This is a genomic window from Rudaea sp. (assembly GCF_047601565.1).
Classification (GTDB): Bacteria; Pseudomonadota; Gammaproteobacteria; order Xanthomonadales; family Rhodanobacteraceae; genus Rudaea.
Genome location: NZ_JASGIY010000001.1, coordinates 563,771 through 581,452 on the forward strand (window position 1 = coordinate 563,771; position 17,682 = coordinate 581,452).

Sequence of the window (17,682 nt, forward strand, 5' to 3'; positions counted from 1 at the left end):
GTCAGAAGCGATAGTTGATCTTGCCGTAGACATAGCGGCCGTTGGACCCGAACGGCGAAAGCGCCGAGTAGGGAACGCCGAAAGACCCCAACTCGTGCGCGTTGGTGACGGCGTTCTTCTGTGGATACACATTGGTCAGGTTGTCCGAGCCGACGGTGAAGGTCCAGGCATTCCAGGTGTAATTGGCCGAGACGTCGAGCAGCCAGCGCGCCGGGTACACCTGGTCCGCCTTGCCGGCAACGAGTTCATTCGGATTCATCTGGTTGGTGACCGAACCGTAGCGCGTCAGGTTGGCATGCAGGCCCAGTCCGTTGCGGAGCTGCCAGTCGCCGCCGAGTATGTATTTCTGGTGCGGCGTCGAGACGGTGAAATTGCCCTGCGTATTGCGGCCGAACGTCGTCGTGACGACGCCGTTGGAGACGTAGGTTGGAGGATTCAACGACAGAAACACCGTTGAGTTCCAATTGGCGCTCAGGCCGAGCTTCAAGTCGCCGTAGTCGTCGAGATTGAAACTGAGGCTGTTGACCCAGTCCGCGCCGCGCGTGCGCGACGTCGCCCCGTTGAAGAAGTATTGCACCGAAGTGATGCCCCTGCTGAGGTCGGTCAGCGGCAGCGGGCTGGAATAAAGAATCCGATCGCCGATGCGGATCTGGTAGGCGTCGAGGGTCGAGGTGAAATTCTCGGTGGGATTCCAGACCAAGCCCGCGCCGAAGTTCGTCGACTTCTCCGGCTTCAGCGCTTTGGCACCCAGCGACTGCGCCACATCGCTCGTTGGCGGAAAGGTGCCACTGTACAGGACCTGCCCGCTACTGACGATCGAGCCGACCGAAGTGAAGTACTCCTGCGCCAGAGCCGGAGCGCGGAAGCCGTTGGAGATCGTGCCGCGCAAGGCCAGCGCGTTTGTCAACTGGTAGCGCACGGAGAATTTTCCGGCGAGCGCCGAACCGGCGTCATTGTAGTTCTCGTAGCGCGCCGAGAACCCTGTGGAGAGCCGATCGGACAGGTTGGTTTCGATACCCGCGTAGACGGCGTTGTCGTGGCGGTCCCAATCGCCTGCAGAGGCGGGCTGGATGCCCGTGGTTCCTTGCGACGAACCGGCCGGAATCGAGCCGCTCGGCGTCCTGGCGTTCGGATCGTAGTAGTACGACGCCGGATCGCCGGCCGAAATCCCGTACGTCTCGCGGCGGAACTCGTAGCCCCAGGAGACCGTCGCTACATTCGGCAGGAAGGCGAACTGGAAGTCCTTCGACATGTCGAGATTGGCGACCAGTTGCGTGTATTCGTAGGCGCCGGCGAAAAAGTTCGTCGGCGAATAGCCGAGCGAGTAGTACATGTTGGTGTTGAGCGTGTTGACGGAATCGTAGCCGAGATGGCTTCTTCCGTAGTCTACGGACGCGTCCCAGTGCCAACCGCTCTCGGTAGTGCCGCGCAGACCGAGCACGCCGTTGAGGTCGTTCGGATGGGACACGTTGTCCGGCAGGAATCCGTCCGGATACATCGCCTTGATGTTTCTGGCATCGTTGTACGAACGATAGAGCGAGCTGGTGATGCCTTTGCGATGGCTCGCGGTGAGATAGCCGTAAGCCTCGACTGCGGGCGAGAAGGCGTAGCCGAAACTGACCAGGCCCTGGTAGCTGACGATGGCGGGCAGGCCGTAGCGCTGATACTGGTACTGTCCCGCGGGCAACGCGCCGGGCGCGGTGGTCGCGCGATCGGTGTTGTAGGCGCGGTTGGTCTTCATCTCGTTCTGATAGTCGACCGACAACCGCACCCAGCCCGGCGCCTTTCCGTCTTCGTCCTTGTGGCCGAACGCGAACCCGTAGGAACCGCCGACGCCGTTCTGCGCGCCGTCGCCCTTGCTCCGCTGGCCGGCATTGACGGTGACGTTGTTGCTGCTCTCGCGCGCGCCGTGCTTGAGGACGATGTTGACCACTCCGGCGATCGCGTCGGAGCCGTACTGCGCCGAAGCGCCGTCGCGCAGCACTTCGATGTGGTCGATCGCCGACATCGGGATCGAGTTGATGTCCACGGGCGCGGATCCGTAGGTCGGACCGCCGTTGAGCTGGATGTACGAAGAAGTGTGATAGCGCTTGCCGTCGACCAGGATCATGACCTGGTCGGGAGACAAGCCTCGCAGAACTAGGGGGCGTATCGTGGCCGCGCTGCCGCCGATCGGCGTCAGCGGAAAATCGAGCGAAGGCAATAGCGCGCTCAACGCCGTGCCGAGATCGGTGCTGCCGGTCGAGGCGAGGTCCCTGGGCGTCAGCACGTCGATCGGCGACAGCGATTCCGCCTCGGTGCGGTTCGAAGCGCGCGTGCCCGTAACGATCACGGTGCCGAGGCTCGACGGCGACGGCGTGCTGTTCGCCGCGTCCTGCGCCGCGGCCAGCGTGGAAACACCGGCGGCGATCGCGGCGGCGAACAGGTTGAGACTCCAATGCTTGTTGTTACAGACCATACGAGAAACCCTTTTTTTCTTCAATGTCATGATTGAAAAACCGCGGTTGAATCCGTACACGCTCGCCCCTCCCGAGCGAACTGCCCTCAGCAACCGCGCCCTAAACAAGAACGATCATTTCGATTTCGCGCCGCGCAGCCGCGTTGCTCCCCAGAAGCCGTCGGGCAACGCTGTTGCGTCCTATATTCCCGCGCGGCGCACCGCGAGATCCGATTCGCGCTGCGCGGCGTCGAGGACCTTTTCCTCATTTACCGTCAGGACGCGGCGGTCGCGCATCAGCACGCGCCCGTCGACGAGGACCGTCGAAACGTTCTCGCCGTTGGCGTAGTAGACGAGGCGATGCACCGGCATGTTCATCGGCATGAGATGCGGCTTGAACCAGTCCACCAGGATGGCGTCCGCCTTCTTGCCCGCCTCGAGCGAGCCGATCTCCCTCTCCATGCCCAGCGCGCGCGCCACATCGATCGTGGCCATTTCCAGCACCTTGCCGGCGGGCAGCTCATTGGCGTCGTGGGAATAGAAGCGGTGGTAGCGCGTGGCCTGGAACATGTGGCGGAACATGTCGAAGCTGCGGTCGGGACCAGCGCCGTCAAAGCCGAGCATGATGATCGCTCCCGCGTCGATCAGCTCGGTCGCCGGGCAACGTCCGTACATCGAGAAGATCACGCTGGGATTGTGCGAGATGCGCGTTCCGGTCGACGCGACCAGCTTGATTTCCTCGTCGGTCAGGTTGGTCGCGTGCGATAGGACGACGTCCGGACCTAGCAGACCGAGCACGTCGTTCGCGTACTGGACGGTGCCGCGCGTAAGCCCGTCCTGAAGAAAAAGCACGTGTTCACGCTTCGACAAGTCGCACGCCGTCTTGGCCTCGCGCTTCACTTCCTCGAGTGCGGCCCCAGCGAGATTCTCTTTCGGGCGGATCGTCGGAAACACCGCCGCCATCTTCACGCGGTCGTCCGCCGCGCCATTCCATTTGCGGATGAGCGCCCCGGAAACCTCGATTTGCCGATCGAACGACACTTGGGCGTCTTTGGACGTCTCGCCGTTCCATTCGGTAAACGAACTGGGATACGGGCCGCGGCGCGGCCCGACGCCGAGATACCAGCGCACGCCGATGTCCTTAATCGCGTCTAGGTAAGCGTCGCCATATTTCGGATCATCCACGCGATAGACGTCGTCGCCGCCGCCGAAGAAATTCACCGACGTGGTGACGCCGAACTTCAGGCGCTCGAGGCCGGCGAGCTGCGCATCGGCTTTCCAGAAATCGGGGGTCGAAGCATGCGCGTATACGCGTTCGGCGATCCCGCCCCATTTGCCGGTGTCGGCGCCGAGCGTCTTGATCATCTCGTGACCGGCGTGCCCATGCCCGTCGATCAGCCCGGGCATCACGATCTTGCGATGCGCGTCGATCACCTCGCACGGGCGGAAGCGCGTCTTCAACTCGGCGCTCGTTCCGACGGCGACAATCCGGTCCTTGACGATCGCCACCGCCCCATCGTCGATCACGCGGCGACCCGCATCCATGGTGATGACCGTGCCGCCGGTGACGAGAATGTCCGCTGCCTCCGGCCCCGCCGCGCGCACAGGGCAGCCAAGCGCAAGCAGCGAAACGAAGGTCGTCAGACCAAGTACCGCTTTCTCGAGGCGGCGCACGCCCAGCGGCGGCGAACACCGCCGATATTTTTCGCGAATCATCCGACCTCCATTTTTCCAGCCCTTGCGATCGAAGAGGGCAGTTCGCCGCCTCGGATCAGAAACGGAAATCCACCTTGGCGTACATGTAGCGGCCGTTGAAACCGAACGGCGAGATCGGCGAGTACGGCATGCCGAAGATCGGGCCCAGTTCGTGCGGGTTCGAGTCGGCGGCGCGTTGCGGATAGACGTTGGTCAGGTTGTCCGCGCCGAGCGTGAACGTCCATGCGTCGTTCCACTTATAGCTCGCCGAGACGTTGAGCAGCCAACGCGCTGCGAACGTCTGGTCGGCGCCGTCCTCGCCGGCGTTGATCAGAATCCGCCACCGAACCGTAGCGCGTCAGGTTGGCGTGGAAGTCGAAGCCGCGGATCAGCCAGTCGCCGCCGAGGATGTATTTCGTGCGCGGCGTGGCATCGGTGAGATTGCCCTGATCGTTGCGGCCGTAGGTCGAGACGAGCACGCCGTCGGAGACGTAGGTCGGTGGCGTCAGCGAGAGGAACTTGGTCGAATTCCAGTTCGCGCTGAGCGTGAGCTTCAGCTCGCCGGCGTCGCCGAGGTCCATGTTGTAGGCGCTGGTCCAATCCACGCCGCGCGTGCGCGTGGTGGCGCCGTTGAAGAAGTATTGCGCGCCGCTGATGCCGCGACTCTCGTCTTCGACCGGAATGCTGTCCGAGTACAGGATGCGGTTGCCGATGCGTATCTGGTAGGCGTCCAGCGTCGAGGTGAAATTCTCTGACGGATTCCAGGTCAGGCCGATGCCGAAGTTGGTCGATTTCTCGGGCTCGAGCGGGCTCGCGCCGAGCGACCGGGCAACGGCGCTGGTCGCCGGGAACGTTCCGACGTAGGCGAGCGCGTGGTTCTGCACGATCGAAGTGACCGAAGTGTAGAACTCCTGCGGCAGCGACGGCGCGCGGAAGCCGTTCGAGATCGTGCCGCGCAGCGCGAGCGTGTCGGTCAGCTTGAAGCGTGCGGACAGCTTGCCGGCGATCGCCGAGCCCGCGTCGTTGTAGTCCTCGTAGCGCGCGGCGAAGCCGGCGGACAGACGATCGCTCACGTCGGTTTCGAAGTCGGCGTAGAGCGCGCCGCTGTGGCGGCTCCAATCGCCCGCGGAAGCCGGCTGGATGCCCGGCCACGCCTGCGTGCCGCCGGCGCCCTGCGCGTTCGGATCGTAGTAGTACGAGGCCGGCTCGCCGGCATCGATCGTGTAGCTCTCGCGGCGGAATTCCGCGCCCCAGGCGAACGTCACTGCGTTCGGCAGGAAGCCGACGTTGAAATCCTTCGACATGTCGAAGTTGGCGACCTGCTGGGTATAGCCGTAGGTGCCCGCGTAGAAGTACGTCGGCGAATAGCCGAGCGAGTAGTACATGTTGACGTTGAGCGAATTCATGTCGAACACGAGATGGCTCTTGCCGTAGTCGAACGACGCATCCCAGTGCCAGCCGCCGTCGGTCGTGCCGCGCAGTCCGACCACGCCGTTGAGGTCGTTAGGATGCGTGTACATCTGCGGCAGGTAGCCGTTGGGGTACAGCGCGGGCACGTTGGAGCCCCAGTCGTGGGCGCGGTAGATGCCGTTCGAGGTCACGTCGCGGCGGCTCATCGTGAGATAGCCGTACGCCTCCACCTCGGGCGAGAATTTGAAGCCGAAATTGATCAGGCCCTGGTAGGTCCTCACCGCCGGATCGCCGTAGCGCTGGTAACCGAATTCGCCGTCCGGCAACGCGCCCGGCACGGTCGTCGAGCGGTCGCGGTTGTCGGCGCGGTTCGTGCTCATCGCGTTCTGGTAGTTGAGCGACAGGCGCACCCAGCCCGGCGCATTGCCGTCGGCGTCCTTGCCGCCGAAGGCCATGCCGTAGGAACCGGCGATGCCGTTCTGTGCGCCGTCGCCCTTGCTGGTCTTGCCGCCGTTGATCGTGACGTCGTTGCTGCCTTCGCGCGCGCCGTGCTTGAGCACGACGTTGATCACGCCGGCGATCGCATCGGAGCCGTACTGCGCCGAGGCGCCATCGCGCAGCACTTCGATGTGGTCGATCGCCGAGAGCGGAATCGAATTCAGAATCCACGGGTGACGAGCCGTAGCCCGGGCCCGCGTTGTAGTTGATCAGCGGGGTGACGTGGTAGCGCTTGCCGTCGACGAGCACGAGCACCTGATCCGGCGACAGGCCGCGCAGGATCGCCGGGCGCACGGCATCGTTGCCGTCGTTGATCGCCGGGCGCGGGAAATCGAGCGACGGCAGCAGCGAGTTCAGCGCGGTGCCCAGGTCGCTGTAGCCTGTGGAGGACAGGTCTTTCGGGCTGAGCACGTCGATCGGCGACAGCGACTCGGTCTCGGTGCGGTTCGTGGAGCGCGTGCCGGTCACGATCACGGCGTTGAGAGTCTGCTGCTCCGACTTGGAATTCGCAGGGGCGTCCGTGCCTGCCTGGGGTTCGTCCGCAACCGCCATGAGCGGAATGCAGACGGCGATGAATGCGGCCAACAGATTCGGGGCACAACGCAAACGGCTCGACATGTTTTCTGATCTCCAAATAGCTGGGCAGTGCTGACGGATGGAAATGGGTGAAGGAAAAGGTCGCGACGCTCCCGTCGCCGGCTACTCAAAACTCCGATTGCGCACGCGGCGCGCCGTGATCGCGTACATGAACGCGGCGATGCCGGTGCACAGGCAATACAAGGTGACGATGCCGTAGCGCAGCGCTTGCGGATCGTCGCCATAGAGGCGCGCGAGCAGCGTCGCCATCGTCGGCCCGAGCGCGAGGCCGAGCAGGTTCTGCACGAGGAAGAACACCGAGGTGAGGCGGCCCATCAGGCGGCCGGGCGTGATCTGCGCCATCGTCGCGCCGGCCGACGAAGGCACCGGGCTGGCGAAAAAGGCGTGGAAGAGGTACAGCACCGCGGCGGCGAACGGAGTGCCGACGAAGCCCATCCCGATCGTCGCGATGCACGCCACGACGACCGCCTTCATCGCGACTTCGAGTGGCGCGGCGCGGCGGCCCTTCTTCGAGAGGCGATCCATGACGAGGCCGAAAATGAACAGGCCCAGCGGCACCGCCACCATCATCAACGGCCCGAGCGTGCGGCCGACGTTCGACAGCGGCACCTGCCAGGTCTGCGCGACGACGGTCGGCGCCCAGGCGTTGAATCCGGAAATGGCCATCGCGTACAGCGTCGCGGCGGCCCACAGCGGCGCGTACAGGCGCCACTCGCGGCCGACGTAGCGAAGCGCCTCGCGATACGCGGCCCAGCCGCCGGCCGCGCCCTGTTTCGCGCTCACGCGCGCGGGCTCGCGCAGCGCGAGCATCAGGGCCGCGAGCGGCAGGCCGACCAGCCCCGGAACGACGACGACGAATTGCCACGGCTGCAACGATCCGAGCCAGGGCACGCCCGAAATCGCGCCGCCCTCGGAAAGCTTGAGCAGCCAGCCGCCGACGAACAGCGAAAAGCCGACGCCGACCATCGGCCCCATCTGGTAGATGCCGAACGCGCGGCCGCGCCGGTCGGGCGGGAACGCATCGCGGATCATCGAATACGCGGCCGGCTGCAGCGCCGCCTCGCCGATGCCGATGCCGGCGCGGCAGACGAAGAGCTGCGCGTAGTTCTTAGCCAGCCCGCAGAGCACCGTCATCGCCGACCAGGCGAACACCGCCCAGCCGATGACGCCGCGCCGGCTGAGCCGGTCGACGAGATAGCCCGCCGGGATGCTGACCGTGCTGTAGAACAGCACGAACGACGCGCCGAGCAGCAGGCTCATCTGGAAATCGCTGACGCCGAACTGCTGCTTGATCGGCTTCACCACGAGCGAAAGCGACGAGCGGTCGATGAAGGACAACACGAAGATCGCGGTGAGCACCACGAGCATGAACCAGGCGCCGGCCGGAACCTCGCTGCGCGCGACCTTCGAGTCTTCGGCGTGCGCCGGCGCAACGTGGATCTGCGACAGCGTGGCGTTGTTTGGCTGGTTCAAATTGTCCTCCCGCGCGCGCCCCCGCAAGGGCGCGCAGTGTTTTTTTGGGCCGCGAACCGGCCGGCGCCCGCCCGTCGATTTCACGCGGGCAGGCTGCGGGCCGATAGCGCATATAACGCGCATACAATATGCGATTTGTCAATACTTGTCGTTGTTGACATGAAAAAACCCGCGACATATAACACGCATACTGTTATTCTGTTTGTCGATCCGCACGCGCCGACCGCGCGATGCGGCGCAATCGCGCAGCCCGCGTGCTGCGAGTGGAGGGAACGATGGCAAAACTCGTATGCGCCCTGGCCTGCTCGCACGGCCCGATGCTGGCGACGCCGCCCGACATGTGGCATCTGCGCGCCGGCGCGGACCGCAAGAACCCGCAGCACTGGTTCCGCGGCGAAGCGCTGGCCTACGACGCGCTGCTCGCCAAGCGCGGCGAAGACGTCGCCGTGTTCACCGCGGCGATCGCCGACGCGGAAAAGGCGGCGCGCCACGCCGCCTGCCAGCGCGCGCTCGACGAACTCGCCGAACGCTTCGCGCAGGCCAAGCCCGATCTCGTCATCCTGCTCGGCAACGACCAGCGCGAGGTGTTCCAGGACGACCTCACGCCGATGCTGACGATCTACGCCGGCGAGCGCATCGAGAACATTCCGCTCAACGAGGCGCAGGTCGCGCGCCTGCCGCCCGGCGTCGCGATCGCCGAGGAAGGCCACTGCCCGCCCGACGGCGCCGTCTATCCGGGCGCGCCCGCAATCGCCGACGCGCTCGTCAACGCGCTCGCCGACGCGAACTTCGACGTCGCGCGCTCCGCGCGCCTGCCCGGCGGCGCGGACCGCCAGCACGGCATCCCGCACGCGTTCGGCTTCCTCTACCGCCGCATCATGCGCGACGCGCCGCCGCCGAGCGTGCCGGTCTTCCTCAACGTCGGCGTCGCGCCGAACCGCATCCGTGCGGCGCGCAGCCTCGCCTTCGGCCACGCGCTGCGCCACGCGATCGACAAACTGCCGGGCGACCTGCGCGTCGGCGTGCTCGCCTCGGGCGGCATGACCCATTTCGTCATCGACGAAGCGCTCGACAAGCGCATGCTCGACGCGATGGCCGCGCACGACGAAGCCGCGCTGGCCGCGGAGCCCGAGAGCTATTTCAACGGCAACACCGCCGAGATCAAGAGCTGGTATCCGCTCGCCGCGCTGATGCGCGATCTCGGCTGGAAGATGGAGCTGATCGACTACGTGCCGTGCTACCGCACCGAAGCGGGCACCGGCAACGCGATGGCGTTCGCTTCGTGGTCGCCGGCCCGCTCCTGAATTTTACCAGAGACCCATCCATGAGCACGACACACGATTTGGTCGAACGCCTGCGCAAGCTCGACGCCTGCGCCGTCTCCGACGCGCTCGACAAGCTCGGCCTCGCCGGCGCCGTGAGCGGCCTGCCGCAGCGTTCCTCGGCGCGCCGCATCGCCGGCCGCGTCGTCACGGTGAAGCTGGTGAAGGCCGGCGAAGCGCCCGCCGTCGCCGGCCCGCCGCGCCATCTCGGCACGACCGCGGTCGAAGCCGCGGGGCCGGACGACGTGATCGTCGTCGAGCAGCGCACCGGCATCGAGGCCGGCAGCTGGGGCGGCATCCTCTCGCTCGCGGCGAAGCTGCGCGGCATCGCTGGCGTGATCGCCGACGGCCCGGTGCGCGACATCGACGAAGCGCGCCAGTACGACCTGCCGGTGTTCTGCGCGGCGCTGACCGCGCGCACCGCGCGCGGCCGCGTCGCCGAAGCCGGCACCAACGTGCCGGTCACGATCCGCGAGCAGGCCGTGGCGCCGGGCGACTACGTGATCGCCGACAACAGCGCCGTCGTCTTCGCCGCCGCCGCCGACATCGAGCGCGTGCTCGCCGCCGCCGAGCAGATCGCCGCACGCGAAGCAGCGATGGCCAAGGCCCTGCAGGCCGGCAAGCCCGTCACCGAAGTGATGGGCGCGAACTACGAAAACATGCTGCGCGACCCCGCCGCACAAGGCGCGCATTGACCCGTTTCGCGCGCCCCACTCCCCTCCTCCGGCGGCGCGCACTTTTCTTCGGAGACCCTCATGACTGAAACCAGCACCGACAAGAACGTCGCACGCGCCGCCGCGCTCGACACCGCCACCTTGAGCGATGCGCTCGACCGCCTCGGCGTCCTCGGGCAGTGCCACCGCATCAAGGGCCGCGATCCGGCTATGCACCTCGCCGGCCGCGCCTACACGATCAAGTACGGCCCGGCCTCGACGCCGCCCGGCACGGTCGGCGACTACATCGACGACATCGCGCCCGGCACGATCCTCGTGCTCGACAACGACGGCCGCGAGGACTGCACGGTATGGGGCGACATCCTCACCGAGATCGCGCACCGGCGGAAGATCGGCGGCACCGTGATCGACGGCATCTGCCGCGACGTCGCCCTCGCGCTGCAGTTGAAATACCCGCTGTTCAGCCGCGACCACTGGATGCGCACCGGCAAGGACCGCGTGCAGGTCGAAGCGGTGCAGGTCACGGTCAACATCGGCCGGGCGCGCGTGCAGCCCGGCGACATCCTGCGCGGCGACACCGACGGCGTCATCGTGATTCCGGCGGCGCACGAAGAAGCCGTGCTCAACGCCGCCGAAGAAATCCATGCGGCCGAGATGCACATCCGCGACGCCGTGCGCGACGGCAAGCGCCTCGACGAGGCGCGGCGCGAACTCGGCTACCACCAATTGCAGACGCGCCGCCGCTGAACGGAGCCGAGACGATGACCGCCAACCGCTATCCGTTCCTCGACCTGCCGACCGTGCGCGCCGACATCGAACGCCCGTCCGCCGATCTCGTCGCCGCGGCCGCCGACATCCCCGTCGCCACGCTGCACGAAGCCGCCGGCAAGATCGGCGCGCTGCCCGCGGCGATCAAGCCGGTCGCGCCGTCGTTCAAGATCTGCGGACCGGCGCTGACCGTGCAGTCGCCGCCCGCGGACAATCTCTGGCTGCACCGCGCGCTCGTCGTCGCGCAACCCGGCGACGTGCTCGTGGTCGGCGTCAACGGCCACTACGACGCCGGCTACTGGGGCGAGGTCATGTCGACGATGGGCCGCGTGCGCAAGCTCGGCGGCCTCGTCATCGACGGCTGCGTGCGCGACGGCGCGATCCTCGAGCAGTTCGGCTTCCCGGTGTTCGCGCGCGGCCTGTGCATCCGCGGCACCGGCAAGGACTTCGCCGCGCGCGGCTGGATCAATTACCCGCTGATGCTCGACGACGTGATCGTGCAGCCGGGCGACCTGATCGTCGGCGACACCGACGGCGTCGTCGCACTGCCGCGCGCGCGCATCGGCGAGATCGTCGCCGCAGCGCACGAGCGCGAAGCCAAGGAACAGGACATTATCCGCCGCCTCGAAGCGGGCGAGGCCTCGCTCGACATCTACGGCTGGAACCGATAAGGCCGGGCGCGATTCATCGCGCCCCTGCAAAACGTCAGCGATTGCGCGCAGCCACCGCGCGCTTCGCGGCCTTGGCCGGCTTCGCCGCCGCCTTGGCCGCCGCGTCGCGCGCGGCGAGGTATTTCCTGCGCAGCAGCTGCGTGTTCTGGGCGACGATGTCGCGCGCCGCGTCGGCGTCGTGGTCGCGGATCGCGTCGAACAGCGCGCGATGGCGGCCGATCACGCTTTTCGCCACCGCGCTCGTCGTGTACGGCGACAGCGAACGGTAGAGCACGTGCACGACCGCCTGCATCATCGCTTCGAGGAAGTGATTGTGCGCGGCATGCGCGACCGCGTTGCGGAACTGCATCGACGCCTGGGTGAACTCGTCCTGCGTGTCGACGAGCGCCTCGGCCTTCTCCAGCGCCGCTTCCAGCGCGGCGAGATCGGTCTCCGTCGCCGCCTGCGCGGCGAACGCGGCGACCGCCGTCTCGACCGTGAGCAGCGCGTCGAAGATCTCCTCCTCGCGCACGCCGATCAGCTTGAGCTGGATCGCGAGCGCTTCGGAGAAGCGTTCCGGATTGCCCTGGGCGATGCGCGCGCCGCCGCCCGCGCCGGTGCGGATGTCGACGACGCCGAGCGCCTCCAGGCGCCCGAGCGCCTCGCGGATCGGCAGGCGGCTGACGCCGAACTGCGCGGTCAGGTCGTTTTCCGAACCGAGAAAGTCGCCGGCGACGAAATGCCCGTCGAGCAGCGCTTCCTTGATCTGCCGTTCGACGCGGATCGCGGTCGATTCGGAACGGCCCAGCTTCCACACCGGCGTTTCGCTTTTCTTGCGCTGCATATCGTCTCCTGACAAGTGCGGTTGGCACGCCGCCGCCCCCTAGGCAGGGGCGGAGCCGGCAATCGCGATGCGTCCATTTTTAGCCAAATCGCCCGGATCGGCAATGCACATCGCGGCACCCGCGTCATTTCGCCCATCGCGCCGCGCCGCGGCTAGCGCGTCGGTCAGCGCCGCGCGCGGCAGATCGCGCACGATGAAGACGAAGCGCGAGCTGCGCTCCGCGTCGGGCCATGCCGGCAGCGATTCGGCCTCGTGCAGCCAGCGCTGCACGCCGTGCATGACCACGGGCGCGTCCTCGCCGCGCACGTTCACGATCGCCTTGAGCCGCAGCAGCCGGTCGCCGTGATGGAAGGCGACGCTGCCGAGCCAACTGCTCAGCACGTCCCAGTCGAACGGCTCGTCGATGCGCAGGCAGTGCGCGCGGACGCCGCGGCCGTGCGCGGCATCGGCGCCGGCCTCGTGCGGCGCGGGCGCGCAATCCGCCGCGCCGCCATGGGCATGATCGTGCCCGCACGCCGCGTGCGCGGCGGCGGACGGCGCATGCCATCTCGCCACTTGCGCCGGCGTTTCGGCGGACGCGCGAGCGCCCGCGCCGATCAGTTCGTCCGGATCGATCTCGCCGCGCACGCAATTGAGCCGCGCGGCCGCGGGATTGAGCGCGTGCAGGCGCGCGACGAGCTTCCAGTAGTCGTCCTCGCCGACGAGGTCGGTCTTGGTCAGCAGCAGGCGGTCGGCGAGCAGGACCTGGCGCACCGCCTCGGGCTGCGTGTCGAGCTGGCCCTGCGCGTGCACGGCGTCGACGGTGACGATCACCGCGTCGAGCGCGAAGCGCCTGGCCAGCGCCGCGTCGCGCAGCAGCAGCGCGGCGATCGCGGTCGGGTCGGCCAGCCCGCTCGTCTCGATCACGACGCGGCCGAACGCGGGCACGCCGCCTTCCGCGCGGCGCGCGTGCAGCGCGTGCAGCGTCTCGGCGAGATCGTCGCGCACCGCGCAGCAGACGCAGCCGCCGTCGAGCAGCACGGTCTGCGCATCGACCGCCGCGACGAGCAGATGGTCGAGCGCGATCTCGCCGAACTCGTTGATGACGACCGCGGTGTCGCGCAGGCGCTCGTGGCGCAGCAGGCGCGACAGCAGCGTGGTCTTGCCGCTGCCGAGAAAGCCGCTCAGCAGGATCACCGGCAGCCTCGGCGCGGCGTCGGCGCGGGCGTCGCAGCCGGCGGGATTCACGGCGGAAGACATGCTCGGATCGGGAAATTCCATGCGGGGAAAGGCGGGCGGCGCAACGGGCCGCATGCCCGTATAATACGCATACAGTATGTCCGACATCGGAAAACGTCAACCGGCCGCGGCGCCCCGCCCCCGCAATGCGCGCGTAAACCTGCGGCCATCTTGACAATCGTCAATATCACATACAGTATGCGTGATATAAATCCGATTAAAATCGAACAAACTCGACTAAGGAGTGGGGGCCCATGCTCGCCGAGGCAAAGAACACCCTGTTGACCCAGGTATCGCCGGGAACGCCGATGGGCGACCTGCTGCGCCGCTACTGGCATCCCGTCGCGGGCGAATCCGAGTTCGACAAGATGCCGGTGCGCGCGCTGCGCCTGCTCGGCGAGGACCTGGTGCTGTACAAGGACCTGTCGGGCAATTTCGGTCTCGTCGACCGCCAATGCCCGCACCGCCGCGCCGACCTCTCCTACGGCTTCGTCGAGGAATGCGGCCTGCGCTGCAACTACCACGGCTGGCTCTACGACAAGGACGGCAAGTGCCTCGAACAGCCCTACGAGGACATCGCCAACCCGCAGGCCAAGCTCAAGGACCGCATCAAGATCAAGTCGTACCCGGTGCAGGTGCACGCCGGCATGGTGTGGGCCTACCTCGGCCCGCAGCCGGCGCCGCTCGTGCCGAACTGGGAGCCGTTCACCTGGAAGAACGGGTTCTGCCAGGTCGTCATCTCCGAAGTGCCGTGCAACTGGTTCCAGTGCCAGGAAAACTCGATCGACCCGGTGCACTTCGAATGGATGCACTCGAACTGGAGCATGCGCCTGCGCGGCAAGACCGGGCCCTACGCGCCCACGCACACGCGCCTGAACTTCGAGGAATTCGAGTACGGCCTGATCTACAAGCGCATCCGCAAGGACACCGACGAGACCCATCCGCTGTGGACGACGGGACGCCTCGCGCTGTGGCCCAACGTGTTCTGCCTCGGCGACCATTTCGAGTGGCGCGTGCCGATCGACGAGGAGAACACGCTCAGCATCACCTGGGCGTTCACCCGCGTGCCGCGCGAGCGCGAGCCGTTCGTGCAGGAGCGCGTGCCGACCTGGCGCGCCCCGGTCAAGGACGAAGCGACTGGCCGCTGGATCACCAGCCACGTCATGAACCAGGACTTCGTCGCCTGGGTCGGCCAGGGCCGCATCGCCGACCGCACCCAGGAAAACCTCGGCGGCAGCGACCGCGGCATCGCGATGATGCGCCGCCAGTTCTTCGACGACATCGACGCCGTCGCCCAGGGCAAGGACCCAAAGGGCCTCGTGCGCGATCCGGAGAAGAACGTCTGCGTGCCGCTGCCGGTCGCCAACCGCCACCTGTTCACCGACGGACTCACGCGCGAGCAGCTCAAGGCGCACCCGATCTTCGCGCGCCATCTCAAGGACTACGCGTTCCAGTACGGCCAGCCGGAGGAGGTCAAGCAGGCCTACCGCGCGGCGATGGGCGTCGGCGTCGACAGCAACGGCAACCTGGTCGACCTCTGAAGCCCGCCTCTGGGCACCGCCCGCAAATCATCCGTGCCGCCGCTTCGCGGCGCGGCTTGGAGCATTGCTCGCTCAATCGTCGACGCAAGAGCGAAACGCTTTGGCCCCTCTCGTCTTCGGGAGATCGAAGACGAGTTGCCCAACGCCCTGTGCGCCTTGCCGAAGGCCACAAGCTACCCGATTCGGATCGCAACAACAACAGCTATGCCATGCACTGAGCCATGCAGAAGCTGTCCTCTCCCCAATCTCGTGTGGAGTTCATCTTTGAGCACGGGCCATGATCGCCGCACTTGCCCAACGCCGTAAGGGATCGTCTGCTCATCGGCCGCACTCTGATTGATAAAACACGCCGACTCTGAAGTTTGCTGAAAAAGAGCGCGGCGGTTCGGGGGCTGTCCGCATGTGATGAAACCTCTGCTATATTGTCTTCATAGCAGAGGAAATCTCACATTGACGACAACAGGCACCCAACGCACTCAGGCACTCAAACTCCTGGGTGCCCGCTCCGTGATGCGGCTGAAGGACTTCGCCGCCCGCAACATCGGCCCCGAAACGCTCGCGCGCCTGGTGCGGGAAGGGATCGTCGTGCGTCCCGCCCGGGGGCTCTATCGGCTTGCCGATCAATCGGCCGATGCCCGCCGCACGCTGGCCGAAGCGGCGGTGCTCGTACCCAAGGGCGTCGTCTGCCTGGTGTCCGCGCTGCAGTTTCACGGGCTGACCCTGCAAATGCCGTCGAGCGTCTGGATGGCGATCGAGCGCACCGCCTGGCGCCCGCGGATCGACTATCCGCCGATCCGCTTCGTGCGCTTCACCGGATCGGCGCTGACCGAAGGCATCGAACGCCACCGCATCGAGGGCGTGGCGGTGGCGATCACCGACCCGGCGCGGACCGTCGTCGATTGCTTCCGGTATCGCGCCAAAGTCGGCATCGACGTGGCGATGGAAGGGCTGCGCGAGAGTCTGCGCCGGCGCAAGGCGACGAGCGACCAACTGTGGCGCTACGCCACGAAGGCGCGTATCTGGCCAACCATGAAACCGTACGTCGAAGCGGTGGCCAATGACACGTGAGCCCTTGAAGAACGTCGGCGCCTCGGTGCGTGCCCGACTGCTGCAGCGATCGCGCGCCGAGCGCACCGACTATCAAGTGCTGCTGATGCGCTATGCACTCGAAAGGCTGCTGTATCGACTCAGCCGATCGGAACACCGCAACCGCTTCGTCCTCAAAGGTGCAATGCTGTTCGCGACCTGGGTCGAAGCGCCGTTTCGGCCAACGCGAGACCTCGACTTGCTCGGCTACGGCGAGAACCATCCCGCGGCTATCCGCGATACCTTCCACGCGATCTGCACTCAGCCCGTCGACGACGACGGCGTGATCTTCGATGTCGGCGGACTCGAAGCCGAACCGATCCGCGAGGAGTTCGAGTACGGCGGCGTGCGGATACGCATGCAGGCCGCGATCGCCGGTGCCCGCATCCCGATCCAGGTCGATGTCGGCTTTGGCGACGCCATCACTCCCGGCCCCATCGAAATCGACTATCCCGTGCTGCTCGATGCGCCGGCACCGCACTTGCGCGCCTATCCGGTCGAGACGGTAGTTGCCGAAAAGTTCCATGCGCTTGCGATCCGCGGCATCACCAACAGCCGGCTGAAGGACTACTACGACCTGTGGTGGATCGCCGAGACGTTCGAACTGGAGAGGGCATCGCTGAGCGCGGCCGTCCGCCGGACCTTCGCGCGGCGCGAGACCGCGCTGCCGCAGGAAAAGCCGACCGGACTCAGCGAAGCGTATGTCGAAACGTGGAGCGGCCAATGGCGTACCTTCCTCACCCGCGAGCGGATGGCGGCAGCGCCCGAGCAACTGGCGACAGTGGTCGCGGACTTGGAGCGATTTCTGCTACCTCTGATTGATGGAACGGAAGATGACTGGCGCTGGAAGCCAGGCTTGGGATGGATTCGCGAAGCAACGGAGATGTAGCTGACCTTAAGGCTCAGAGTAGTCAGGCAGCAATTTGCCAGCCGGGGAACACCAGCACGGCAGGATGGCAGCGCAACGCACCGGCCAGCGTCTTGGCACGTTCGACGCCAAGATTGATGCGGCCCGTTTCGATGCCGGAGATGGTGGTTTGAGGAATACCGCAGATCCCAGCGAGTTGGCTTTGACTGAGACCCTGAAGCTCGCGGATGATGCGCACGGATTCGCCGGGCGACACGTCGACACGTTTTTTTGCAGGGATGAAATTGCGCATAGTCATGGCTTTCGATAGTCGTGAGGTGTTACGCGCACAACGCGGACGAGGAAAGCGTCCGCGACGATGCCGTAAATGACTCGCCATTGCTGATTGAGCCGCGAGGAGCGAAAGCCTTTCCAATCACCCGATAGCGCCTCATCGTGAAAGCCTTTGATGGCGCGCAGGCCGACCGGGCCGGAAAGCATGGCGATGTCCTTCCATTTCTCGTAGCGCTTCAGGATTTCCACGGGAACACGGCCAGACGAAAGTTCTTTGTCGACAGTGCGGTGTTCTTCGATGCGCCACATGCCATATTGTGCCCAGTAT

Annotated in this window: 14 protein-coding genes and 1 pseudogene; 7 read left to right on the top strand and 8 right to left on the bottom strand. The window is 66.3% G+C overall.

What is annotated here, in order from left to right:
- Position 1: 1 nt before the first annotated feature.
- The 4 genes and pseudogenes from QM741_RS02380 to QM741_RS02395 form a co-directional block, all read right to left on the bottom strand.
- Entirely contained in the window at positions 2 to 2,458 is a 2,457-nt protein-coding gene (locus QM741_RS02380; RefSeq protein WP_415206148.1) for a TonB-dependent receptor plug domain-containing protein, read from the bottom strand.
- Between the two features lie 180 nt (positions 2,459 to 2,638).
- Positions 2,639 to 4,153, bottom strand: coding sequence for an amidohydrolase family protein (locus tag QM741_RS02385; protein ID WP_415206149.1), 1,515 nt, complete (start codon positions 4,151 to 4,153; stop codon positions 2,639 to 2,641).
- A gap of 55 nt (positions 4,154 to 4,208) precedes the next feature.
- Positions 4,209 to 6,658, bottom strand: a pseudogene (locus QM741_RS02390) (TonB-dependent receptor plug domain-containing protein).
- 81 nt (positions 6,659 to 6,739) lie between these two features.
- Positions 6,740 to 8,110: an MFS transporter gene (locus QM741_RS02395; RefSeq protein ID WP_415206150.1), complete on the bottom strand. Its 1,371-nt coding sequence runs from the start codon at positions 8,108 to 8,110 to the stop codon at positions 6,740 to 6,742.
- 275 nt (positions 8,111 to 8,385) lie between these two features.
- On the opposite strand from QM741_RS02395, the gene QM741_RS02400 reads away from it, so the two are divergent.
- From QM741_RS02400 to QM741_RS02415, 4 genes are read left to right on the top strand one after another with little or no spacing between them, the layout of a single operon-like run.
- Positions 8,386 to 9,414, top strand: a complete 1,029-nt coding sequence (locus QM741_RS02400; protein ID WP_415206151.1) for a hypothetical protein — start codon at positions 8,386 to 8,388, stop codon at positions 9,412 to 9,414.
- Positions 9,415 to 9,434: 20 nt separating this feature from the next.
- Complete coding sequence (locus tag QM741_RS02405) at positions 9,435 to 10,127, top strand: RraA family protein (RefSeq protein ID WP_415206152.1); 693 nt, start codon at positions 9,435 to 9,437, stop codon at positions 10,125 to 10,127.
- A 60-nt stretch (positions 10,128 to 10,187) separates the two neighbouring features.
- Complete coding sequence (locus QM741_RS02410) at positions 10,188 to 10,853, top strand: RraA family protein (protein WP_415206153.1); 666 nt, start codon at positions 10,188 to 10,190, stop codon at positions 10,851 to 10,853.
- 14 nt (positions 10,854 to 10,867) lie between these two features.
- Entirely contained in the window at positions 10,868 to 11,545 is a 678-nt protein-coding gene (locus QM741_RS02415) for a 4-carboxy-4-hydroxy-2-oxoadipate aldolase/oxaloacetate decarboxylase (protein ID WP_415206154.1), read from the top strand.
- Positions 11,546 to 11,579: 34 nt separating this feature from the next.
- Here the strand turns inward: QM741_RS02415 and QM741_RS02420 are convergent, their stop codons facing one another.
- Both QM741_RS02420 and QM741_RS02425 read right to left on the bottom strand, forming a co-directional pair.
- Positions 11,580 to 12,368: a FadR/GntR family transcriptional regulator gene (locus QM741_RS02420; protein WP_415206155.1), complete on the bottom strand. Its 789-nt coding sequence runs from the start codon at positions 12,366 to 12,368 to the stop codon at positions 11,580 to 11,582.
- A gap of 39 nt (positions 12,369 to 12,407) precedes the next feature.
- Positions 12,408 to 13,607, bottom strand: a complete 1,200-nt coding sequence (locus QM741_RS02425; protein WP_415206156.1) for a CobW family GTP-binding protein — start codon at positions 13,605 to 13,607, stop codon at positions 12,408 to 12,410.
- Between the two features lie 233 nt (positions 13,608 to 13,840).
- Here QM741_RS02425 and QM741_RS02430 point away from each other — a divergent pair, with 233 nt between their 5' ends.
- From QM741_RS02430 to QM741_RS02440, 3 genes are all read left to right on the top strand, one after another.
- The gene (locus tag QM741_RS02430; protein ID WP_415206157.1) at positions 13,841 to 15,127 is read left to right on the top strand and encodes a Rieske 2Fe-2S domain-containing protein; all 1,287 of its coding nucleotides are present in this window, start codon (positions 13,841 to 13,843) and stop codon (positions 15,125 to 15,127) included.
- A gap of 510 nt (positions 15,128 to 15,637) precedes the next feature.
- Positions 15,638 to 16,195 (top strand): type IV toxin-antitoxin system AbiEi family antitoxin domain-containing protein, encoded by a 558-nt coding sequence (locus QM741_RS02435; protein ID WP_415209065.1) that lies wholly within the window; start codon positions 15,638 to 15,640, stop codon positions 16,193 to 16,195.
- A gap of 4 nt (positions 16,196 to 16,199) precedes the next feature.
- Entirely contained in the window at positions 16,200 to 17,102 is a 903-nt protein-coding gene (locus QM741_RS02440) for a nucleotidyl transferase AbiEii/AbiGii toxin family protein (protein ID WP_415206158.1), read from the top strand.
- 22 nt (positions 17,103 to 17,124) lie between these two features.
- Here QM741_RS02440 and QM741_RS02445 read toward each other — a convergent pair whose 3' ends face one another.
- Both QM741_RS02445 and QM741_RS02450 read right to left on the bottom strand, forming a co-directional pair.
- Positions 17,125 to 17,379, bottom strand: coding sequence for a helix-turn-helix domain-containing protein (locus QM741_RS02445; RefSeq protein WP_415206159.1), 255 nt, complete (start codon positions 17,377 to 17,379; stop codon positions 17,125 to 17,127).
- On the bottom strand, positions 17,376 to 17,663 hold the full coding sequence (locus QM741_RS02450) for a type II toxin-antitoxin system mRNA interferase toxin, RelE/StbE family (RefSeq protein WP_415206160.1): 288 nt from the start codon (positions 17,661 to 17,663) through the stop codon (positions 17,376 to 17,378). Before QM741_RS02450 ends, QM741_RS02445 begins: the two co-directional genes overlap by 4 nt.
- Positions 17,664 to 17,682 lie beyond the last annotated feature (19 nt).